The 22,510-nt window shown below is 59.9% G+C and carries 20 protein-coding genes and 1 pseudogene; 13 read left to right on the forward strand and 8 right to left on the reverse strand.

Features of this window, described 5'->3' with window-relative positions; genetic code table 11:
- Positions 1 to 209: 209 nt before the first annotated feature.
- From AC07SU_RS08070 to AC07SU_RS08095, 6 genes are all read left to right on the forward strand, one after another.
- Complete coding sequence (locus AC07SU_RS08070) at positions 210 to 1,028, forward strand: ABC transporter ATP-binding protein (RefSeq protein WP_494996699.1); 819 nt, start codon at positions 210 to 212, stop codon at positions 1,026 to 1,028.
- Positions 1,025 to 1,789: an ABC transporter permease gene (locus tag AC07SU_RS08075; RefSeq protein WP_494996700.1), complete on the forward strand. Its 765-nt coding sequence runs from the start codon at positions 1,025 to 1,027 to the stop codon at positions 1,787 to 1,789. Before AC07SU_RS08070 ends, AC07SU_RS08075 begins: the two co-directional genes overlap by 4 nt.
- Before the next feature lie 26 nt (positions 1,790 to 1,815).
- On the forward strand, positions 1,816 to 2,856 hold the full coding sequence (locus AC07SU_RS08080; protein WP_494996701.1) for an ABC transporter substrate-binding protein: 1,041 nt from the start codon (positions 1,816 to 1,818) through the stop codon (positions 2,854 to 2,856).
- The gene (locus AC07SU_RS08085; RefSeq protein WP_494996702.1) at positions 2,853 to 3,737 is read left to right on the forward strand and encodes a PhzF family phenazine biosynthesis protein; all 885 of its coding nucleotides are present in this window, start codon (positions 2,853 to 2,855) and stop codon (positions 3,735 to 3,737) included. Before AC07SU_RS08080 ends, AC07SU_RS08085 begins: the two co-directional genes overlap by 4 nt.
- Entirely contained in the window at positions 3,734 to 4,195 is a 462-nt protein-coding gene (locus AC07SU_RS08090) for a RidA family protein (protein WP_494996703.1), read from the forward strand. Before AC07SU_RS08085 ends, AC07SU_RS08090 begins: the two co-directional genes overlap by 4 nt.
- 141 nt (positions 4,196 to 4,336) lie before the next feature.
- Positions 4,337 to 4,951 carry a transglycosylase SLT domain-containing protein gene (locus tag AC07SU_RS08095; protein WP_494996704.1) on the forward strand — a complete coding sequence of 205 codons (615 nt, stop codon included), beginning with the start codon at positions 4,337 to 4,339 and terminating at the stop codon, positions 4,949 to 4,951.
- A 65-nt stretch (positions 4,952 to 5,016) separates the two neighbouring features.
- Here the strand turns inward: AC07SU_RS08095 and AC07SU_RS08100 are convergent, their stop codons facing one another.
- From AC07SU_RS08100 to AC07SU_RS08110, 3 genes and pseudogenes are all read right to left on the reverse strand, one after another.
- Complete coding sequence (locus AC07SU_RS08100) at positions 5,017 to 6,189, reverse strand: hypothetical protein (protein WP_494996705.1); 1,173 nt, start codon at positions 6,187 to 6,189, stop codon at positions 5,017 to 5,019.
- Positions 6,190 to 6,203: 14 nt separating this feature from the next.
- Positions 6,204 to 7,091: a nitrilase family protein gene (locus AC07SU_RS08105; protein ID WP_494996706.1), complete on the reverse strand. Its 888-nt coding sequence runs from the start codon at positions 7,089 to 7,091 to the stop codon at positions 6,204 to 6,206.
- A 112-nt stretch (positions 7,092 to 7,203) separates the two neighbouring features.
- Positions 7,204 to 9,153, reverse strand: a pseudogene (locus AC07SU_RS08110) (flavin monoamine oxidase family protein).
- Positions 9,154 to 9,396: 243 nt separating this feature from the next.
- Between AC07SU_RS08110 and AC07SU_RS08115 the strand changes: the two are divergent.
- The 6 genes from AC07SU_RS08115 to AC07SU_RS08140 all read left to right on the forward strand — a co-directional run bounded on the left by AC07SU_RS08115 (position 9,397) and on the right by AC07SU_RS08140 (position 16,765).
- Positions 9,397 to 9,741 carry an FKBP-type peptidyl-prolyl cis-trans isomerase gene (locus AC07SU_RS08115; protein WP_104993266.1) on the forward strand — a complete coding sequence of 115 codons (345 nt, stop codon included), beginning with the start codon at positions 9,397 to 9,399 and terminating at the stop codon, positions 9,739 to 9,741.
- Positions 9,742 to 9,753: 12 nt separating this feature from the next.
- Positions 9,754 to 10,362 (forward strand): GNAT family N-acetyltransferase, encoded by a 609-nt coding sequence (locus AC07SU_RS08120; protein ID WP_494996707.1) that lies wholly within the window; start codon positions 9,754 to 9,756, stop codon positions 10,360 to 10,362.
- Between the two features lie 584 nt (positions 10,363 to 10,946).
- A complete protein-coding gene (locus tag AC07SU_RS08125) occupies positions 10,947 to 11,663 on the forward strand; it encodes an MgtC/SapB family protein (RefSeq protein WP_176997577.1) in 717 nt (238 codons plus the stop codon).
- Between the two features lie 300 nt (positions 11,664 to 11,963).
- A complete protein-coding gene (locus AC07SU_RS08130) occupies positions 11,964 to 12,590 on the forward strand; it encodes a response regulator transcription factor (protein ID WP_176997578.1) in 627 nt (208 codons plus the stop codon).
- 6 nt (positions 12,591 to 12,596) lie between these two features.
- Complete coding sequence (locus tag AC07SU_RS08135) at positions 12,597 to 16,208, forward strand: transporter substrate-binding domain-containing protein (protein WP_494996708.1); 3,612 nt, start codon at positions 12,597 to 12,599, stop codon at positions 16,206 to 16,208.
- A 134-nt stretch (positions 16,209 to 16,342) separates the two neighbouring features.
- On the forward strand, positions 16,343 to 16,765 hold the full coding sequence (locus AC07SU_RS08140; protein ID WP_494996709.1) for a chemotaxis protein CheY: 423 nt from the start codon (positions 16,343 to 16,345) through the stop codon (positions 16,763 to 16,765).
- On the opposite strand, the gene dkgB is transcribed toward AC07SU_RS08140, so the two are convergent.
- The gene (dkgB, locus tag AC07SU_RS08145) at positions 16,762 to 17,580 is read right to left on the reverse strand and encodes a 2,5-didehydrogluconate reductase DkgB (protein WP_494996710.1); all 819 of its coding nucleotides are present in this window, start codon (positions 17,578 to 17,580) and stop codon (positions 16,762 to 16,764) included. The two genes, AC07SU_RS08140 and dkgB, sit on opposite strands and share 4 nt — an antisense overlap.
- 236 nt (positions 17,581 to 17,816) lie before the next feature.
- Here dkgB and AC07SU_RS08150 point away from each other — a divergent pair, with 236 nt between their 5' ends.
- Entirely contained in the window at positions 17,817 to 18,212 is a 396-nt protein-coding gene (locus tag AC07SU_RS08150) for a carboxymuconolactone decarboxylase family protein (RefSeq protein WP_176997582.1), read from the forward strand.
- Positions 18,213 to 18,218: 6 nt separating this feature from the next.
- Here the strand turns inward: AC07SU_RS08150 and AC07SU_RS08155 are convergent, their stop codons facing one another.
- From AC07SU_RS08155 to AC07SU_RS08170, 4 genes are read right to left on the reverse strand one after another with little or no spacing between them, the layout of a single operon-like run.
- Positions 18,219 to 19,034 carry a PP2C family protein-serine/threonine phosphatase gene (locus AC07SU_RS08155; protein ID WP_494996711.1) on the reverse strand — a complete coding sequence of 272 codons (816 nt, stop codon included), beginning with the start codon at positions 19,032 to 19,034 and terminating at the stop codon, positions 18,219 to 18,221.
- Positions 19,031 to 20,470 carry a serine/threonine-protein kinase gene (locus tag AC07SU_RS08160; RefSeq protein WP_494996712.1) on the reverse strand — a complete coding sequence of 480 codons (1,440 nt, stop codon included), beginning with the start codon at positions 20,468 to 20,470 and terminating at the stop codon, positions 19,031 to 19,033. Before AC07SU_RS08160 ends, AC07SU_RS08155 begins: the two co-directional genes overlap by 4 nt.
- A 10-nt stretch (positions 20,471 to 20,480) precedes the next feature.
- On the reverse strand, positions 20,481 to 21,359 hold the full coding sequence (locus tag AC07SU_RS08165) for a c-type heme family protein (protein WP_494996713.1): 879 nt from the start codon (positions 21,357 to 21,359) through the stop codon (positions 20,481 to 20,483).
- 30 nt (positions 21,360 to 21,389) lie between these two features.
- Positions 21,390 to 22,238: a FecR family protein gene (locus tag AC07SU_RS08170; RefSeq protein ID WP_494996714.1), complete on the reverse strand. Its 849-nt coding sequence runs from the start codon at positions 22,236 to 22,238 to the stop codon at positions 21,390 to 21,392.
- Positions 22,239 to 22,510: the final 272 nt, after the last annotated feature.

Consider the following 22,510-nt stretch of genomic DNA (forward strand, 5'->3'; position numbering starts at 1 on the left):
CCCCCCCCCCCCCCCCCCCCCCCCCCCCCCCCCCCCCCCCCCCACCCCAGCTCCCACAGTTGATTCGGTTCCAGCCGTTGGATTTCCAGCAATCGATGGCCCAATCCCGCGCGTGATCCGGCCCGATCCCGTGCGCCACAAATCTGTCATCCGTTCATCCTCTGTTCACCAACAACGAACAAGTCCGGCGTACCGGACGAGGAGGGGCGGTGAGCGCAACACCCTTTATTCAATTCTCAGGCGTGCAAAAAAGCTTCAAGGTCGAGGGCCGCCATTTTGTGGCTGTACGCAATGTGTCGCTGCAGGTGCAGCGCGGTGAAATCATCACCCTGGTCGGCCCGTCGGGCTGTGGCAAATCCACGTTGCTCAACATGACGGCCGGGCTGTTCGGGCCCTCCGAAGGCCAGGTGCATTACGACGGCGCCGAGGTCAAAGGCGTGAACACGCGGGTGGGCTACATGACCCAGGCCGACCACTTGCTGCCGTGGCGCACCGTGGCGGGCAACATCGCGGTGCCGTTGCAGATTCGCCGCGTGCCCAAGGCGCAGATCGAGGCGCGGGTTGAAGAGTTGATGGCCTTGGTGGGCCTCACCGGTTTTGGCGAAAGCTACCCCAACCAGCTTTCCGGCGGCATGCGCAAACGCGCGGCCATGGCGCGCTTGATGGCCAGCGACCCGGAAACCCTGCTGATGGACGAACCCTTCGGTGCCCTCGATGCGCAGATGCGCCTGACCCTGCAAACCGAACTGTTGCGTCTGTGTCGCAAGCTGAACAAGACCGTGCTGTTCGTGACCCACGACGTCGACGAAGCCATCGCCCTGGCCGACCGCTGCGTGGTGTTCGCCGGGCGCCCGGGCACCATCGACCATGTGCTCGACATCCCCCTGACGGGCGAACGCAACCTCGTACAACTGCGCTCCGACCCACGCTACGTGGCGCTCTGCGCCGAACTGTGGAAACGCCTTGCGCCAGATGTCGCCGGCGCGGCCGATCCCGCTTCATTGGCTCACTCTCTGGAGGTCGTATGATCCAGGTTTATCGCGTGTTGTTCCTGGTGTTTTTGCTGCTGTTGTGGGAAGGCGTGTCGCGCTGGTTCGGCGTGGAGTTCTTCATCAGCCGTCCTTCGGCAGTGGCGCAAAGCCTGTGGAAAATCCTGTTGAACGGGGTGTTTTTCTACCACGCCGGCATCACCACACTCGAAGCCGTACTGGGCTTTTTCTTCGGTTCCCTCGCGGGCTTGATCGCAGGCCTGGTGCTGGGCCGGGCGAAAGTGCTGGCGGATATCCTCGACCCGTTTCTCACCGCGTTCTACAGCCTGCCCAAAGTGGCGTTGGCGCCGTTGTTCATCCTGTGGTTTGGCATCGGCTTGCCGATGAAAGTGATCCTGACCGCCGCCGTGGTGTTCTTCCTGGTGTTTCTCAACACCTACAGCGGGGTGCGCAACGTGTCCCGCGAGCAATTGACCATCCTGCGCCTGATGGGGGCCAAGGAGCGCGACCTGCTGACCATGGTGGTGATCCCGTCGGCGTTCACCTGGGTGTTTACCGGCCTGCGCTTGTCGGTGCCCTACGCACTGATCGGTGCCCTGGTGGGTGAGATCATCGCCGCCAACCGTGGCCTGGGTTACTTGCTGTCGGATGCCGCCTCGCAGTTCGACACCGCCGGTGTGTTCGCCGCGCTGGTGGGCATCATCGCCCTGGCCCTGATCCTCAACACGGTGGTGAAGCTGGCCGAGCGCAAGCTCATGCCCTGGAAAGCCAATGAAGCGGAACGTGAAGTTGCGGTTTAACCCCCCTTTAATCGTGGAGCTTGATCATGCTTAAGCGTTTCGTGTTTGCCAGCCTGTTGTGCGCCGCTTTCCTGCCCGCTGCCCAGGCCCAGGACCTCACCAAAGTCACCCTCGCGTTCCCCAGCGAAGGCTTCCTGTATGTGCCGATCTACGTCGCGCAGAAGCAGGGCTACTTCGCCGAAGAAGGCCTGAATGTGGAAGTGATCGTGTTTCAAAAAGGCGGCTCGGCCGCGCTGACCGCCGTGCTCGGCCGCGACGCCGATGCCTACGTCGGCCTGCCCGCCGTGGCGGAGCGCGCCCGCAGCAAAGGCCAGAATGTGCAGGCCTTCGCCGCCGTGCAGACCCAGTTCGGCAGTACCGTGGTGATCGACGGTGAGTCGGCGCACAAGGCCGGGGTGTCGGCCACCTCGCCGGTGTCCGCCCGCGCCCAGGCGCTCAAAGGCTTGAAGATCGGCGTGACCGGCCCCGGCAGCACCACCGATATGCTGGTGCGCTACCTGGCCAAGGACGCGGGTTTGAACCCCGACAAAGACTTCACCATCATGCCCATCGGCGGCGCGCCGAACATGCTGGCGGCGTTTTCCCAGGGCAGCATCAATGGCTTTTCGTTGTCGCCACCGACCATCACCACCGCTGCGCAGCAAGGCGGCTTTGTGCTGATGGACCTGGCCAAGGGTGAATACAAGCCATTGGACGGTTTCCTGTTCACCGCGATGATTGCCCGCGAGGACTGGCTGAGCGCCAACAAGGCCACCGCTGAAAAACTGGTGCGCGCCCTGTGGAAGGCCGAACACCTGATCGCCACCGAGCCGGCCAAGGCCCGTGAGTCGGTGCGCCCGTACTTCGCCCATACCGACGCGGCGATCTTTGATGCCGCCTGGACCGCCTCGTTGCCGTCCTACCCGGCGACGCCGCGCATCGAAAAAGACGGTGTCGAGAAAAACATCAGCTTCATGAACGCGGTTGAAAACGAGCCTGTGTCGCTCGACGCGCAACAGGTCTACACCAATTCCATCGTCGACGCTGTGGCGCCGACTGTTTCCACCCTCAAGGGAGAGGCGAAATGACGCCCGAGGTTCACCTGGTCAATGTATTTCCCGCCACCCCCCGTGGCGGCAACCCGGCCCCCACCGTGGCCGTGGCCGATGGTATGAGCGACGCCGATATGCAGCAGGTCGCCCGAGATTACGGGCATGAATGCGGCTTTGTGTTTGCCGCGCCGGCTGGCAGTAATTTTGATTTTGCCCTGCGCTTCTGGGTGCCCAACCATGAGATGGAAATGTGTGGGCATGCCACCGTCGGCGCAGTGTGGTTGCTGGATCAACTGGGCATGTTGCACAAGGACCGCCTGGCACTCTGGACCCAGAGCGGGCGCGTCGACGCGCGGGTAACCGATGCGGGGACGCCGCAGATCCAGGTGGAGATCAGCCAGCCCAAGGGCCAGGTCGAAGCCTTGAGTGACCCGCTGGTGGAGGCCGAAATCCTCTCGGTGCTGGGCATCACTTCCAACGAGCTGGCGCCGTTGCCGATCCAGAATGCTTGCACCAGCCGCGTGAAAACCCTGGTGGCCTTGAAAAGCGTGGCGGTGCTGGACAGCCTCAAGCCGGACTTTCGCCGTATGGAGCAACTGTGTGAACGCATCGGCTCCACCGGTTTGTACCCGTATGCGCCGTCGGACCTGGAAGGTCGCCAGTTCGATGCGCGGCAATTCCCCAAATCCTCGGGCTACCCGGAAGACGCCGCCACCGGCATCGCCGCCGCAGCCTTGTCTTTTGGCTTGCTGGAGAACGGCCTGGTGACCGCCGATGACCGCCCGGTGCATATCCGCCAAGGGCGGGCGATGGGCCGGCCGTCGCAGATTTCCCTGCGCTTTCGCCGCGATGAGACGGGGCAGGTGCAGGGCTGCTGGCTGGGTGGGCACGTGGAATTCGCCGAGGCGCCGGCATGAGCCTGCGCGAGCGAATCACCGTCTTGGGCATGGTGTTGCCCGAGACGCCCAGCCCCAAGGGCGACTACGTACCGGTGACGATCCACGCCGGCGTGGCCTATGTCAGCGGCCAGGTTTGCCGGGTGGGCGAGGGCGTGATCAGCGGCCCGGTGACCGACCAGACGCCGCCGCAAACCGTGCTGCACGCCGGGCAAACCTGCGCACTGCGTGCCCTGAGCGCGTTGGACCAGGCCGTGGGCCTGGAGAACATCGAGCGCATTTTATTCGTGCGTGGCTTTGTGTACGGCGGGGAGGGTTTTCAGAACTTCTCCAAAGTCGTCGACGGTGCTTCGCAGGTGTTGATCGACGTGTTTGGCGAGCACGGCCGTCACGCACGCTCGGCGGTGGGCGTGGCAGGCCTGCCCAGCGGCGGCCTGCTGGAACTGGAGGTTGTCGCCGCGGTGAAACCCAATCCCTAACCGTAGGAGCCGGCTTGCCGGCGATAGCGATCAAACAGGCACCGACGTGCTGACTGAAACACCGCCATCGCCGGCAAGCCGGCTCCTACCCGTCCTGTGGCAGAATGCTGGCCTTTTACGCGTATCTCGCAAAGGTGCCCCTTGAGCGCAGGCAAAGCCGTCGGACTGTTACTACTCACCTCGATGTTGGCGGCGTGCGGCACCTCGCCGCCACGCACACCCAACGACCTCTGCGGCATCTTCCGTGAAAAGGACGACTGGTACGACGCCGCCAAAGTCACGCAAAAGCGCTGGGGCGTGCCGATTCAGGTGCCGTTCGCGATCATGTATCAGGAGTCGGGCTTCCACCAGGACGCCAAGGCCCCGCGCAAATACCTGCTGTGGATCATCCCCTGGGGCCGCGTCTCCACCGCGTCCGGCTACGCCCAGGCCAAGGATGAAGTGTGGAACGACTACCGCAAGAGCACCGGCCGCACCGGCGCCAGCCGCCAGGACTTCGACGATGCCATCGACTTCGTCGGCTGGTACATGGACAAGACCTACAGCATCAACGGCGTCTACAAGTACGACGCCTACGGCCAATACCTGAACTACCACGAAGGCTGGGGCGGCTACCGCCAGCGCACCTACGCCAGCAAAGCCTGGCTGCCGCCGGTGGCCAGCAAGGTGCAGGCGCGCTCGCAGATGTACGCGGCCCAATATGCGGGGTGCAAGGATGATTTAGGGCGCGGGTTCTGGAGTCGGTTTTGGCGGTAGTTGTGATGGGGCAACGACTTTGATTGCTCCTACGCTGCGTAAAGAGCACAGCGTAGGACAGACCTTCACATTTGGATTAACTCACCTACCAGCGGCACTATCAACAGCGTGCTGATTGCCATCGAGATGACATTGCCGATATACGGATGAACGTGCGCAGGCAAGCGCTGCGCAATGGCACAAGCCAATGGTGGGGCGATCAGTGCTCCGAGCAGTGCACTGGAGGCAATCACGCTCCAGCTACCTCCATGGGTCAGTACGGCCGCAGGTACCACAGAGACCAGCGGAACGTAGGTTGGATACCAGCCTCGTCTAATCCACTGTTGCCGCCAGATCACGACGCCCAATGCTGAGGTCAGCGCTTGCGCGCCTAGCAGGGGCAAAACCAATCCCGATCCATATACAGGGCTGAGGGGGTTCAGCGCGTAGGCCAGCAGGACGCCTGCCAGCAGTCCGAGACTGGCTAGCTCGTTCCCGAAAAATGGCGCCTCGGAAAAGTCTGCCAGTACCCGACGCAGGCTCCATATCACGCCATAGGTCGGCGTCTTGGCAGGTATTGGTTTGACTGGAGGGAGATAGTCGGAGCGCACTATCGAGGGTACTCGACGACATAGCACGAATGCGATAACGCTGCTGATGGCCATACCTGTCACATTACCGATGACGACGGGTAAGCCCAACGGAGTGCACACGAAATTCACGAGCAACAAGCACATCGGCGTCACCAGCAATGCCCCCAACACCGCACCATTGAGCGTAACCTTCCACCCCCCACCAAACATCAGCACCATGGCCGCAGGTAAAGACACGAAGGCTGCGAATGTGGGTTGCCACGTCTGTTCGGTGACGCTCCAGCCCCAGAACAGATTGCTGAGCACTAGCCCTAGCAGTGAACTGGTCACCAGCCAGGGCCAGAGGCCGGTACCGTAGGCAATCGAAAACCCTTGCCAGGCTCTCCCGTGCTTGCTGGCCCACCAGGCCAGATAGGCCCCCCCTAACAAGCCGACCGAGGCAAGTTCATGTTTGTAGAAGGCGACCTCACTGATGTCCCCGAGTACCCAACGCAGCCAGGCTGTCGGTTGTGACAGATCTGCCACCATTTCTGTATAGCCTGGCCAGGAACCCTCATGATGGAGTACCACCCAGAGCGCCATCAGTGTGCTGATCAGTCCCAGCACAATAACGGTGATATCTGTTCCCGAAAGACGTCGGTTCGTATTGGTAATGAGCGTTTCCATGTTGTCCCCCTCCGTCAGCGCGGCAGAGCGGGGTGGAGGGAGTATCCGAGCATTTGATCGTAGATATCGTGGCGTCGGTCTCGTTGCAGGTCGTTGAGACTGTTCCAGATAGGTGCGCTGCGGGAGCTGGTGATGTCGATGTCGGCGAACAGTATTTCTTGTCGATTGGCTGAAGCCACTGCTCCGATCGGCCAACCATTGGTTCCGGCTATCAACGAACATCCCAGGTAACGGGCATCTCGCTCTTCGCCGATGCGGCTGGCGGCGGCGATAAACACGTTATTCACATGGGCTGCAGTCATCGTCAGGTAGGACGCCATGCATTTACCCGCTTCATCGAATAGAGGCGGTGGGGTCCACACCCAATTATTCAAGCTACAGATGATATCTGCGCCTTGCTGGCTCAGAATGCGCGGTACCTCCGGGAACCATATGTCCCAGCAAATCAGTAACCCGATGCGGCCGATGGGTGTTTCAAACACCGGAAAACCGGTGTCACCAGGAGTGAACCAAAGCTTCTCCAAGTTCCATAAGTGCGCTTTGCGGTATTTACCGATAAACCCATCCGGGCCGAGCAGTACAGCCGTGTTAAACAACTGCATACCGTCTATTTCGCTCAGACCCGCTACCAGATACACCTGGTGCGTACTGGCAAAGTCAATCCATGCCCTTACGCTTGTTCCGTCCGGTACGGTCTCCGCATGATCAAAGGCGTCCTGTCGACTGCTGAAGAAATAACCGCAATTGGACAGTTCGGGCAACACGATCAGCTTGGCGCCGCCATGTGCTGCTTCGGTCGCAAGTGCAAGGCTTTGGCGCAGGTTATTTTCTCGATTTTCCATGCCGACTTGGGGATCAAGTTGGATGACCGCTACGCGTGCGGGGCTTACTGATTCACTCATGAAGGCGACCTCTTATTGTTATGCAGCCGGAGAGTGGCTGGACGTTTATAAGAGGCGGCAAAGCGTTTAATGGAAAGTCGGATGGTTCCTGTCGTGTTGTGGTCTATTTCTTTTACGGTTCGACTTTATACTCAGGGTAGTCCTGCAGGGTGAAACCACCATTGAACGTTGCGTGGGTTTTGTTACAGATGTGTATTACGGCGTCAATGGCACCTCTGAAGCAAGGTTCAGTCCAGCCCGCGTCCACCGAAAACGACTCGCCACAGAGATAAAGTCCCGAGGTATGAGAGAAGTCTCTGTTGTATTTCATCAAGCTCACCGCATTGTAGTATGTGCCTGCGCGGTAAAGTTTTGCACAGCCTAGAGCGTTTTTATCATTCATCCAGCGTTGAACAATTGCTTGTTTATGACCTATGTAGGGAGAGATTTTTTCATTTGTGTTTATGGATTTTAAGAGGATTCTATCAAGCTCGATTATGCACTTTTCGATTAGCTCTTGGTCATTGAAAAATGAGAGTTTGGTAGCGTCATCTTCCCATGTGTAGCTGAGAAGGATGCAGTCATAGGTGTTGTTGCTATTGTAGCGGTAGGTGTACACGTCGTGTATCAGGGTGTCTGTTACGATGGCTTGCGGTATGTTTTTGTTGCGTGATAGAAAAGATTTCTTAAGCGGGGCGTAGACTTTGCAACTGGTTTCCCAGTGGGCGGATTTATAAGCCTCTATTATTTCAAAAGGGAGCAAGTCGCTGTTGAAATTTTCGATTGATATCTGTGTCTCGATCAGCCAGGAGGGGAGTGTCATTACGACAGAGTCACACTCTATATGTTGAAGGTTTTTCGATATGTTTGACTCGTTATTCCAGTTGTATTCAACTCTTATTTTTCAGTTGTCGAGCCTTTTTAGTTTTGTCACAGCGCTATTGGTCATGAGCCCCGAATCACTTTTGATTAAATGTTCGTATAAGGACTCAGGGGCTTCTTTCGGTTTTATGAAAAGAAGAGACTCCGCCAGCGAACCAAGCCCAATATAGTTTGGTTTGTTAAATTTTAGCCCTCTAGAGTCTAGCGTTTCTTTGGCGTTTAAGTAGGGAGCGTCCAGAATCATACCGTCTGCATTCATGCGGCCGTGGATCAATTGCAGATGGCTGCTGAATCCGAATATCGCTGTGCGCAGTGGATAAAGTGAGCAGACATCATAAAATGCGCCCCAACTGCCATCGCCAATTCCGATGGAATAGAAAATAGCTGATTCCTGTGCCGTCATTCCCATGCCACCAAAATTGCCTGGGTCATTTTTTTGCCAACTGTCAATGGGGGGCATCTTTACCAAATCACGAAAGGAAATACCTTCATACTTTCTTACTATCGAATCCCATAACTTTTCCCAATGGTCGGCACCATAGTGTTCGGCGACGGTGAGCGTCATGCGCTCGGCAAAAGATTTCCATTTTGCGAAAACCTTACCCAGTGTTTCGCCGGGAGGCGCTGTGTTTCCGTCGGTGTTTTTCCATATGAGCATGGTGGGCTCGCCGCTGCCGTCGATGCTGCCCTCTCTAAGGTATATCCCCGTAGAGTGGACCGCAGGGCTACCTGGGTTTGGGAAGTCTGAATGATGCAGTTCGAATTCATTGGCGTAATAGGCCATGAGAGATCGACCATTTTTCGGCGGCTCATTGGATGTGTTGAAAAACGGCATTCTCATCGCTCCCATTTCAAACGGTGGCCTGCCGATGGTCGGAGTGTTGTTATTCCCGAGGGTGGTGAAGTGCCTGCCGCCGAGTCTTTTCGACTTTTCAAATAGCGTGATGTTGGTGAATCCGCATCTATAGAGTTCCCGTGCAGCTGTTAGGCCTGTTATGCCAGCGCCGATAATGCAGATCTTATGGTTGGCGTTCGTCGCCTGCGCGATGCCGTTTACTTGTTCTACCAAAGTGCGATAGTCAAAACACAAATCGGGAGGATTAGGGAATCTGGCCCTCCATTTATTTTGAGTAGAGCGCTTTTTTCGAAAATGTTGTTGGGCTACGTCAGCCGGATAATTAAAGTTGGAGCCGATGGTCATTCACATTTCCTTTATTCGGTGTTGCTGGTTTATTTATAGGATGAGCGCAGGCATTGCGGGTCAACATCAGCGGGTTGAAGTTTCTAACGACGGGAAGTCGTATTTTTTTGTAGGTGCAGCGCAACCGGCGAACGGAGTAGCTGATCCCAGCTTTGGTTGTCATGCAGTGATCTGGCCCCGGGACTTGCCAAACCCACCCAGTTCTGGGAAAACCCCACCCTTTGCACTTCCAGCGAGCACCTCATGAGCACCGACGAACTCCAAATCACCGACATCCGCCCCGGCACCGGCAAAGCTGTGGTCAAGGGCGCGCTGATCACCACGCAATACACCGGCACCCTGGAAGATGGCACGGTGTTCGATTCGTCCTGGGAGCGCGGTAAGCCGTTCCAGTGTGTGATCGGCACCGGGCGGGTGATCAAGGGCTGGGACCAGGGTTTGATGGGCATGCAGGTCGGCGGTGTGCGCACCTTGTTTGTGCCGGCGCACTTGGCCTACGGCGAGCGTTCGATGGGCGCGCATATCAAGCCCAACAGCAATCTGCGTTTTGAGATCGAATTGCTCGAAGTGCTGACACGGGACGATTGAGGACGAGCAAACATGGACGTTGATTCACAGGTATTGCCGGGATGTTCCGTTGCGGGCATCCGGGTGGTTGAGTTGGGCGGTAGTGATGTAGCCGAGCTGCAGCAATTTTTCGAGCGTGCGCCGGATTACTTCATCGCCGTCAACGGTGAGCCGGCCACCCCGACGGAGGCGCATGAAGAGTTGCAGGGTCAATTGCCCGCTGGGTGGTCATGCAGCCGGATGTACTGGTTGGGTTATCGCGATGCACAGGATCAACTGGTTGCGGTGGTAAACATCGCAGCGGATTTGTTGGCGATGGGCGTCTGGCATATTGGCCTGTTGCTGGTGGACACACCCTTGCATGGCACCGGGCTTGCGCAGCGGTTGCATGCAGACCTTGAGGCGTGGGCTGCCCGAAAGGGGGCCCAATGGCTGCGGTTGACGGTGGTCATCGGCAACACCAGGGCCGAACGCTTCTGGCCCAAGCTGGGGTATGTGCAGGTGCGCACGCGGGAAGGCATCACCATGGGGCGGCAGGTGAATACGGTGTCCATTCAGGTCAAGGCGTTGGCCGGTGGCCAGGTTGATGATTACCTGGCGCGAGTCGAGCGCGATCGACCGGGTTATACACCGCCCTTGTAGGAGCCGGCTTACCGGCGATTGCGGAGTGTCTGCCATGAAATGATTGGCTGATACGCCGCAATCGCTGGCAAGCCAGCTCCTACAGGGATTGGGTCAGATAATTTTCCTGAACCAGCCCTGAAGAATGGGCTTTATTCAGTGGCGGTACATTTTCCTACGGTTTACTCACCCATCTTCGGAGCGTAAGCTGCGGGCGTTTTTATCAATAGCGGAGACCCTCAGTGGGTACTTGTTCGAGTGACAGTCGTCGGCCGGTTTCGGTAACCGGCACCAACTTGGCAAGGTAACGCGCATTCTTCCGATGCCGTTGTCTCGCCTGAAATAGCGAGATGCGGTATCCCGGCAGTGGTCAGTCCTGGCTCCTGCTCAGATCCCTCTCAATTGACGCTGACCCGCACCTGATGCCAATCGGGATGCGACGGACACGCCTGCCTTTACGGTGGGCGGGCCGAGCTGACCTTGCCTGTTTATCGGGCATGGTGCGGCCGGTCGTACCTGGCTGGATGGATTTTCACAATGGCCAGTCAGACTGGCAGGCAAGGACCGTGTTCATAAGGACAGTCCGTCGTCAGGAGCAACATTCCATGCAAGCAATCAACAACATCAACCTCAATTCCCTGGTCGATACCCTGGTGAGCCTCACCGCGGCGTTTATCCTCGGTGGCTTGATCGGTTTCGAACGTCAGTATCGCCAGCGCACGGCGGGGTTGCGTACCAACGTGCTGGTAGCGGTGGGCGCGGCGATTTTTGTCGACATGGCCAACCGGCTCGGTGGTGCGGAAGGTGCGGTACGCGTCGTGGCGTATGTGGTGTCGGGCATCGGTTTTCTCGGTGCCGGCGTGATCATGCGTGAAGAGGGCAATGTGCGCGGGCTCAATACGGCCGCAACCCTCTGGGCGTCGGCGGCAGTGGGGGCGTGCGCGGGGGCCGACCTGATTCTCGAAGCACTGCTGGGCACATTGTTCGTGCTGGCAGCCAATACGCTGCTGCGTCCGATCGTCAATAACATCAACCGTCAGCCGTTGGATGTGGTGTCGGCAGAGGTCACCAACATTCTTTATGTCATTGCGCGACGCACTCAGCAGAAGGCTGTCCTGGCGTTGCTGGAGGCTGAGTTGGCGCGGTGCAACTACCCGGCCAGTGATGTCGACGTTCGCCCGTTTGGCACTGAAGAAGTGGAGATCGAGGCAACCTTGGCGGTTACGTCCGTGGACGGTGATGAACTGGATGCGCTGGTGGCACGAATCTCCACCTCGACCCTGGTGGTGCAGGCCTTCTGGAGCCCGAGTACCACCGACTAGTCCCCTGGCGCCAGTTTTACCTGGCGCAATGTTGCCTATGCTTATGCGAGGAAAAGTCCTACATGCATTCGAGACTATCCCTTCATTCAAGGGGACGCGGCGTTGTTAAGGTTGCGCGCTTGTTCCTACCCAGGAATCAAGGTGCGGCTTTACGTGGTTGTCGTGTTTTTCAATTAGAGGGGCCCCGTTGCCGGAGTTGCCGCGCAGGGTAATCAGTGCCGTTGGTCGGAACTGTTACTTTTCACAGGTAGATGGGGCCCGCTTGAAATGTAAGTGTTCCGATCCTCCCAGGGGAGCCCTATGAACAAAGCGTTAATTGTGGATGATCATCCGTTTATCCGTGCCACCGTCCGCTATCTGCTCAAGCAAGAAGGCTTCGATACCCTCTATGAAGCGGGAAATGGCGCCGATGCCATGCAGATCGCTCGTGAGGAGCGTCCGGCCCTGATTATCCTGGACCTGGCCATGCCCAAGCTGGGCGGTCTGGAAGTAATCAGCCGCATCAGGGCCCTGGGCCTCCCTTGTAAAATCCTGGTGCTGACGTCCTATCTGGCGGTGTTCTTTTCGACCCGTTGCATGCGCGCGGGCGCCATGGGGTTTGTCGCCAAGACCGGTGAACTGGATGAGCTGCAAAAAGCCATCAGAGCCGTGATGTCCGGTTATAGCTGTTTCCCCAGCCTGCCGACCAGCTCGGTCCACCGCGACGATTTGCAGTCCACCGAGCAGCAATTAGTGGACGCACTGTCGGATCGCGAATTGACCGTGTTGCAGAAGTTGGCACTGGGCCTTGGCAACAAAGAAATTGCCGAGGATATGTTGCTGAGTCACAAGACCATCAGCACCTATAAGACTCGGCTCAAGGAAAAGCTGCGCATGTCCTCGATCGTGCACTTGTCCAAGTTTGCTCAGCGCAATCATCTGATCTGACCTGAAATGACTATCCACTGGCTGCTCAGGGGGGCGGTGATCCTGTGGGCGGGATTACTGCCCGTGGCGGCGACCGCACTGGACGAGCCGCGACACCTGCACTTGCTGGGGCACTCGGATTTTGACGGCATTTCCGTGCCGCTGGACGAAGCCGACGGGCGCTGGCTGCGGCAGCGGCGGACCTTGTTGATGGGGGTTTCCGCGCCCGATTACGCGCCCTTTGACCTGACCAATAACAATGACGAACTCGAGGGTATCACCGCCGACTACGCGGCGCTGATCGGCCAGGCATTGAACGTCACGATCGAAGTTCGTCGCTACGACACCCGCGACGAAGTGATCGAAGCGCTCAAGGTAGGGGCCGTGGACTTTCTCGGCTCAGCCAATGGGTACGAAGCAGCCGACCCGCAGTTGGTGCTGTCTCGCACCTATGCCAATGATCAACCGACGTTGACCACCCGCTCCAGTGCCAGCCAGGCGTTGAGTGCCGACCTCGCCGGCAAGCGCGTGGCGATGCTGTATCACTACATGCAGCCCGATGCCGTCCAGGCGTTCTACCCCAAGGCTCATCTGCAGTTGTTTGCATCGACCTTCGAAGCGATCGGTGCCGTGGCGTTCGGCCAGGCTGACGTGTACCTGGGCGATGCCATCAGCAGCCGTTATCTGATCAACAAAAATCACCTCAACAACGTACGCATGGCGGACTTCTCCGCCCTGGAGGTCAACCCCTTCGGGTTTGCCTTCGCCAAGGACAATACGCGGCTGCTGAATATCATCAACACCGCATTGGCGGCGGTTCCCGTCAACCAGCAAATGGAAATCCTGCGACGCTGGAGTGCCGGAGGCGGTTATCTGGAGGCCGATCGGCTGCGCTTGAGTGTCAGTGAGCAGCGCTGGCTGGAAAAATACCCGAGGATCAAAGTGGCGGTTCTCGACCCATTCGTCCCGCTGTCTTTTTTCAACGAACAAGGGCAATTTGAAGGACTGAGCGCCGAGGTGTTGTCGCGGATCAGTTTGCGTACTGGCTTGAAGTTCGACGTGGTGCCGGGCAGTTCACTGCCGCAGCAGATCGAGGACGTCAACGCGGGGCGTGCAGATATGCTCGCGGTCGTCACCCCCAGCGTCGAACGGTCTGAAAAGGTCCGCTTCACGCGACCCTATGTCTCCAACCCCTACGTCCTGGTGGTGCGCAACGACGACAAGCGCACGGTTACGCTGGAGGACATGTCGGGAAAGCGCCTGGCGTTCATCGGCGGCAACAGCCTGGGGGCGCAAATAGCCCGGGATTATCCCACCATCACGTTTCTCGACACACAGAGCCCGGAGCAGGCCATGGCGCTGGTCGCCAATGGGGAAGCCGACGCAACGGTGTTGTTGCTGATCAGCGCGCGCTACATGATTGCGCGCAACTACCGTGATCGCCTGCGTATCACCAGTACCGTTGGCCCAGAGCCAGGTCGCGTCACATTTGGCGTCAACCGAAGCCAGTTGGAACTGTATTCGATCCTCGACAAGGCGCTGTTGAGTATCCCTCCAGAGGAACTGGATGAACTGACCAACCAGTGGCGCACCGAAGTCATCGTCGAAGAGAGTTACTGGCTGCGCCATCGTGACGTGATCCTGCAAGGTTTTGGCCTGGCCACGTTGTTGCTGTTGCTGACCCTGGGTTGGGCGATTTACCTGCGCACGCTGATCCGCAAGCGTGTGCAGGCCGAGCGCGCCTTGAGCGATCAGATGCGCTTCATGAGCGTCTTGATCGATGGCACGCCCCATCCGATTTACGTGCGAGACCGCCAGGGACGGTTAATGGCGTGCAATAACGCCTATCTCGATGTGTTTGGTTTCAAGCTTGAACACGTGATCGGCAAGACCGTGGTGGAAACCGACACTGGCAACCCGCCGCAGGCCCGGTCGTTCCATGAGGACTACTTGCGGCTGATGGCGATGGGCGAACCGCAGATCCACGACCGGATACTCAAGTTGCCCAATGGTGAGGCGCTGACCATCTATCAATGGATGCTGCCGTACCGTGATGGCGACGATAACGTGGTCGGCATGATTGCTGGCTGGGTGGATGTGAGTGAACGCCAGCGACTGTTGCGTCAGGTCCAGGAGGCCAAGGAAGATGCCGATGCGGCCAACCGCGCCAAGACCACCTTTCTGGCGACCATGAGCCACGAGATACGCACGCCGATGAACGCGGTGATCGGCATGATCGAGCTTGCCCTGAAAAACGCCGAGCAAGGTCGGGCAGACCGGGATGCACTGGAGGTCGCTTCGGTGGCCTCGCGCGGCATGCTGGAGTTGATCGGCGATATTCTTGATATTGCACGGATTGAGTCCGATCATCTTTCCCTGACCCTTGAACCCACCAACCTCCACGAGCGGCTCGCCTCGGTGGCGCGGGTGTTCGAGGGCCTCGCACGGGCCAAGGGCCTGGTATTGCAAGTGGACCTGGACCCGCTGATTGAGCGTGCAGTGCTGGTCGATCCGCTGCGATTCCAGCAGGTCGTATCCAACTTGCTGAGCAATGCCATCAAGTTCACCGCCAACGGCCAGGTGGTACTGGGGGCCCACGGGACACTGCTGGGAGAGCAGTTGATGCTCCGGCTGTGGGTGCAGGACACGGGCATTGGCATCAGCGCGCAAGATCAACTGCGGTTGTTCAACCCGTTTAGCCAGGGCAGCAACAACGAACAGTCAGTTCGCAGCGGTTCAGGCCTCGGGTTGGTGATCAGCCGCAGCTTGTGCGAAATGATGGGGGGGCAGCTGCACCTGAGCAGTGTGCTGGGGCAGGGCACGCGCATTGATGTGACGTTGACACTGGCCCTCACGACGACCTCGCCCGCGCCGCTGGCAGTGCCCATGCCGCACCTTGCGCCTGCGCGTGTATTGAGCATTCTGGTGGTGGATGACTATCCGGCCAATCGGTTGCTGCTGACACGGCAATTGAGTTTCCTGGGGCATCGTATTACGTCGGCAGAAGAGGGCGTCCAAGGGCTGGCACTCTGGCAGGCGGGCCACTTTGACTGCGTGATCACCGATTGCAATATGCCCCTCAAGAACGGTTACCAACTTGCCCAGGAGATTCGCGCCCAGGAGCGTGACAAGAGGCGGGTGCCATGCCTGTTGCTGGGGTTCACTGCCAATGCGCAGCCTGAAGAAGCTGAACGCTGTCGCCAGGCGGGTATGGACGGATGCCTGTTCAAACCCACAGGACTGGATGATTTGCGCTCGGCATTGGCTGCAACCACGGCCGGGGATGTGGTCGAGCCTGGAGCAAAGTTTGATTTGAGTGCATTGATCGCGCTGACCAACGACGCCCCTGGCGCCCTCAACGAGTTACTCCAACCACTGCTCGACAGCCTCAAAGCTGACCGCACGTTGCTCGCCTCCCTGCGACATGAGCCCGAGTTTGTAAAACTGCACGACCTTGCCCACCGTATCAAGGGCGGCGCGCGGATGGTCAAGGCCCAGGCATTGATTGCCTGTTGTGAAGCCTTGGAGGCCGTGTGCGAACAGCGGGATCGGCAAACCCTGGGCCCGGTCGTCGAGGCGGGGATGGAGGTTCTCGACGATTTGCACCATGGCCTGAGCCGTTATTGCAATCAGGTATGACTACAGTTGACGGCCATTCGGAGGGTTTGGGAGAACTCCTACATGAAGGGGGAACAAGCCTGATTTTGTCTGCGGAATATGTCTGGAAAATGGGCCCCGCTCACTGACGAGCACTGCCTGCCCAGGGGTTTGCCATGCCGAACAAAGCACTGACCATCCTGATTGCCGATGAACAGCATCTGCAACGGTTGTACATCGAGAAAATGCTCAACCAGTTGGGGTATCACCGGATCGTCCCGGTGCAAACGTTCGAGGAAGTCCAGATTCTGACTGCCATCCCTGCCGAGCCCTTTGATGTGCTCATCATCAACGCGGGGCTCGCCGCCCACACGTGCGGGCCGCAACCCCAGGTCCGCCATGTGCTGGTCTACGATCACCTCGACCTGGCGGCACCGGCCGGCGCAACGCCGGCTGTACTCGTGCGGCTGCCCGGCGTGCCGGACAACGTCAACCTCGAACACTTCATGGATATCATCGACCCACCGCAGGCCAATACAGGCCTGCGGGTGTTGCCGTGGCTGCGGGAGTTATCCCGCCAGCCAGTGGCCAGGGTCTAGTCCCACTTCGGCGCGATGCCCTTGGGGCTGGTCAGGCGGTGGCCACGTTCCAGGCTGGCGATCTGCGCCATGTCGGCAGCGCTCAAGGTCAGTTGCAAGGCCTTGAGGTTGCTCTCCAGGTTGGCCCGTTTGGTCGACGACGGGATCACCGCATAACCCAGCTGCATCGCCCAGGCCAGGGTGACCTGCGCCGGGGTGGCTTGATGGCGTTCGGCGATCTGTTGGATCACCGGGTCTTTCAGCACTTCGCCATAGGCCAGGGTCATGTACGAGGTGATCTGGATGCCGTTGGCGGTCGCGAAGTCCACCACTTTCTGGTTTTGCAGGTAGGGGTGCAGTTCGACCTGGTTGGTGGCGATGTTCTCGGCACCCACGGCGGCGATGGCCTGCTTCATCAGGTCGATGGTGAAGTTGGAAATGCCGATTTCACGGGTGAGGCCCAGGCGCTTGGCTTCCAGCAATTGCCCCATGAACTCGGCCACGGGCACCTGGTCTTCCGGCGATGGCCAGTGGATGAGGGTCAGGTCCAGGTAATCGGTCTGCAGTTTGCGCAGGCTTTCCTTGAGGCTCGGGATCAACTGGCCTTCGGCGAAGTTGGCGATCCAGATCTTGCTGGTGATGAACAGCTCGTCGCGCGGGATGCCGCTGTTGGCAATGGCCTGGCCGACGTCGGCTTCGTTTTCATAGATCTGCGCGGTGTCGATGACGCGGTAACCCAGTTCCAGGCCGGTGCTCACCGAATCGATGACCACCTGGCCTTGCAGGCGAAAGGTACCAAGGCCAAAGGCGGGAACAGCGTGCTTAGGGATAGACATCGGTAACTCCTGAAGGGGGTGTGAACAATGGAGTCGAGTATCCGCTCGTCGTTCCTTCGGAAAAACCACCGAACCCGAAAAGGACTCTTTACCGCAAATCACGAATGGTCAGTGCTATCTCTGAACATCCACACGACCGCTCATCCACTTTGTCATCCGGGATTTGCCGGCTTCACTTGCCAGCCACTGCTGCTGCGCGGTATTCCAGAACGCTCTCCCTTCACCCTGGATATGCCATGACCCAACACCTCACCGAATACGCCGATGCCAGCCCCGAAGTGCGCGCGGTCTACGACGACATCATGCAAACGCGCAAGGTCGAGCAGGTGAACAACTTCTGGAAATGCCTGGCCGCGCACCCGCCGACCCTGCGCCGTACCTGGGAAAGCCTCAAGGAGATCATGGCGCCGGGCGCACTCGACCCGCTGACCAAGGAGCTGCTCTACGTGGCCGTGAGTGTGACCAACAACTGCCCGTACTGCATTGCGTCCCACACGGCTGCTGCGCGTAAGGCCGGCATGACGGATGAGATGTTTGGCGAGTTGCAGGCAGTGGTTGGCATGGCCAACGAAACCAACCGTCTGGCCACCGGCTACCGCGTGCCGGTGGACGATGCGTTCAAGTTGCCGTGAGGCAACTCATCGGTCGAACCACGCCAGCAATACCGTGACGTTATCGCGCCCGGCGTACTCGCGGGTGAGGTTGACCAGACGTCGGCACGCCGTTTCCAGCGTGTCGCGTTGGGCGACCGCGAGCACCTGGAGCATTTCCTGGTGTGGCACGCAGCCGTGCAGGCCGTCACTGCACAGCATCAACAGGTCGCCGGGCTGAACCGGGTGAACACGTACCTGCGGTTCGACCCGGGGGCCGGGGCCGATGGCTTGCAGCAACAGGTTGCGCGCGGGCAGCCGGTCGACCTTGCCGGCTTCGAGGGCTTGCTGGTACCAGGTCTGGTCGCGAGTTAGCAGGCTCAGTTCGCCCTCGCGGTAGCGGTACAGGCGGCTGTCGCCCACATGGAACACCAGCAACGGCCCGTTTGATTGCGGGCGCCACACGCCGGTGAGGGTGGTGCCCATGCCGCTGCCTTCGCTCATGTGGCGGGCCACGTTCTGCTGGTAAACACACTGGTTCACCTGGTCGATGGCGTTATGCAGCAGGCTGGCGGCTTGCATCTGCGGGTCGGACCAGGTGGCGTCGGGGTCGAGGCCGTCGTGGGGCGGGTGGATGCTGTGAACCTTGAGGGCCTCGCGCAGGCTGACCAAGGCTTCGGCGCTGGCCAGGGCGCCGGCCTCATGGCCACCCATGCCATCGGCCACGGCGAGCAGGCCCAGGGCCGGCTCCACCAGAAAATTGTCTTCGTTACTCTGGCGCACCGAACCGACATCACTGACCCCATAGGCAACCGCAGCGGCCAGTTGATGGGGCCCGCAGGCGCTGAGTGGGGAATCGGTCATGGGAGAGACTCGAAGCTGGTGAGGAATGCCAGGCGCTGGGCCTCGCTCTCGATGTGCTCGGCCAACAGCTGCAGGAACGGTTGGCGCAAGGAGGTGGCCCGTGCAGCCCGGCTGACCACAATGCGCGCGATGGGGCCGATCAACACAGCCAGGCGCTTTTCGGCCATCTGCGAAAAGGCCGGGTCAAGGGGCGCGGGCACTGTTTCAGTGGTGCGGGTGACTTCAGTGGGCGGCTCGATCGCCGTGGGCTCACGGGGCGGTTCCACAGGCGCGGTCGGCGGGTTCAGGCGCAGGAACAGCGACTGGCTGGCACTGGCGAACTGTTCCCGGCCACGCTCGGAAGGGATGTGGGGCAGCAGTGCTGCGCAGATGGCGTCGAAGTCATCTGCACCGTTGAGGCTCTTGCGCACCAGAAAACGTGCCAGCGGCCCGATCTGATGGGACAGCAGCGATTCCAGTTCCGGCATCACCGCAAGCTTCCAGGGCGTCAGGGTTTCCACCGCTTCGGTGAGCGCCGCCGTGCCGGTTGGCAGCGGCGTTACCCCACTGCTCAAGGGCTGGTTGGGGCGGATCAAGACGGTGCGGTCATCGTCGATTTCGGCGTTGGTCCAGGTGCCGGTCGCCGTGCCCAACAGGGCTTCCAGATCGTCGAGAAACGCCTGGGCCGAGGGGTAGCGCTCGGCCGGGCGTTTGGCCAGGGCGCGCACGATGACGGCATCCAGCGCCGGGTCCAGCGCCAGGTTGAGGCTCGACGGTGCCACGGGTGTCTGGTTGAGGATCTGCTGCATGACCATGGTGGCGGAGCCCGAGAACGGCCGCTCGCCCGTGAGCAATTGGTACAGCACGATGCCGGCGGAAAACACATCGGAGCGGCCGTCGATCAACTCGCCGCAGAACTGCTCGGGCGACATGTAGCTGGGCGTGCCGATCATCGAACCGGTTTGGGTGAGGGTCGAAGAGTCCAGGCGAGCGACGCCGAAGTCGGTGACCTTGACCTTGCCGTCGGCGGTGATCAGCAGGTTGGCCGGCTTGATGTCGCGGTGCACCACACCTTTGGAATGGGCGTATTCCAGGGCCGACAACAGTTGGCGCATCCAGCCGAGGCTGTGGCTCAGGTCACGGGGCGTCTGTGCGGCGAGCAAGGTGTTGAGCGGCGTGCCCTCGACAAACTCCATGGCGATGTACGCCGAGCCTTCATCCTCGCCGTAGTCGTACACGCCGACGATATTGGGGTGCATCAGGCGTCCGGCTGCCTGGGCCTCATTCTTGAAACGGCTGACCAGCTCGGCGTGCTGGCTGTCGCCGAACAGCTCCTTGCGGATGGTCTTGAGCGCCACTGTACGTGCGATGTTCGGGTCGAACGCCTTGTACACCGTACCCATGGCGCCTTTGCCGAGTACGCTGTCGATGCGGTACTTGCCAAGTTGTTCAAGCATGATCGCGAACCTATTCCTCAAGCATCTTCATGGCACTGACCAGGCTGGTGCGCATGCGGCCAAACGACTGGCCCAGGCGCGCCAGCTCGTCGCTGCCGCTGACGTCCATCGGTGGCACGTCGGTTTCACCCAGGCTGACCCGGTCGGCCAGCGCCGACATCTGCCGCAGGCGACGGGTGACAAACAGGTGCACCGCCACGTTCAAGGCTACGAACAGCACGGCAAAAATCCCCAGCATCGACAGCATGTAGCTGTGCAGCAGGCTTCTGGCCCGTTGCAGCGGCAGGTCCAGTGGCACGGTGACCAGTTGCGCGCCGATGGTGTCGTTGAGCTTCCAGCCAAAGCCGTTGCTCGCGCCGTAGATGTCGACCATGGTTTTGGGTGCCGCTTCGGGTGTGCTGTGGCACGCCAGGCAAGCCCCGTCCTTGATCTGGATCGGCCGCGCGATGTACAGCGCGGCGCCTTTTTCGTCGCTACGCTCGCCGACCAACTCGTCTGCCTGCGGCTGGCTGCGCAGGTTGTTGATCAGGCTTTTCTCCCAGTCATTGGCCAGGTCGCGTGGGTTGGTGGGGTTGAGGGTGGCTTCCTTGTAGGCATAGTCCGGATAGGACTTGAGCAGCTCCTGCAGGTGCGAAATGGCGGCGAAGTCCGGCACCGACTGCGGCAGGAACTGGAACTTCAAGCGGTTCTCCAACAGCGGCACGATCTGCTCGGCGGTGTAGGTGCTGGCGGCCGAGGCCGAGCGCATCAGCATGCGCGCGGTCTCCAGGGTTTCCCGGCGCGCGCTCTGCTGCAGCATGTAGTTCGTGGAGAGGCTGGTGGCGATAAAACCGACGATGAACACCGCCAGGAACACCACGTTGAATTTGACCGCGAGCGACAGTTTCATAAGGACCTTCAGGTACAGGCGTGGTGAGGATCAGTGCGCATTCTTGCGGCGCTCCAGGTGCAGCAGTTCCAGCTCCCACTCCAGCACGCCGCCGCGGTTGACCTTGACCGCCTGGCGGAACGCCGGGTCGTTGAGTCGCGGAGCAAAACGGCTGGCGAGCATCTGCTGGCTGAGGTTCAGCGGGCTGACCACCCAGGGCGCGATGTCGTCGTAGGTGACGTCGCGCTCTTTTTTCGGCTCCGCTGCCTTGGGGGCCTTTTTGCCAAGGGGCACCAACGGGTCGAGGAACTGGGGCGGCAAGGCGTCGATGAACGCCTGTTCGGGACGCGGCACACGCTTGAGTGGCCCGTCGCCGTCGCGCTGGGCAAAGTCTTCATGGCCCAGGGTGACGTTGCTGTCGGCCTTGCCACGGTTGTCGAGCTGGCTGACCACTTGGCTGCCGTCCTCGACGAACATCTCGGTCTGGTGCTTGCCCACATGGATCACGCTGGCGCTGCCGGTGAGGTTGAACGCCAGCCCTCCCGTGGTGACCGCCAGGTTCCCATGGCTGTTGCCCGCGACGGGTTGCAGCTTCAACCAGCCATTGAGCAGGTTGATCTGTGCGGCATTGCTGTTGGTCGCAATGAGGATGCGCGTATCGGGCCCCAGTGCCAGGGTCGCTGCGGCGAGCCCTTCGATCTGGATGCCGGCAGCACCGGTCTGCAGGATGTCGCCACCTTGCAGGCGGGTGCCGGGGCCGACGGTATACAGCGCAGTGGCGCGGATCAGCTTCAGCGGTTTTTCCGCATAGGCGATCACGGCGATGCTGGGCGCCGCCGCGTGTGCCAGCGCAAGGGGCAGCAGGCTGGCGAGGAGTAGGGCAATCGAAAGTTTCTTCACGTTGGCGCCATCTATCGAGCACTTGGGGTCAGGCACCGATGCTGTGGGTACAGCCGGTGTTCGTGCGTGCGCAAGGCATCGCAGGGCCGAAGGCTACCGGCTGCAAGGGCGAAGGAAGAAGACAATTATCTGCATGGAAATCGCTCATTTCGATTAAGCGAAATCATGGAATAAAGCATCGGGGGAGGGTGTTCTTCTCATGGTTTCCCGTGATCCGAACGGTGTTTGAGGATCGGCAACACGTCTACGCTTTCCTACTGCCCGGAGCCCCT

The sequence above is a fragment of the Pseudomonas sp. GW821-FHT05H12 genome, from assembly GCF_059419385.1.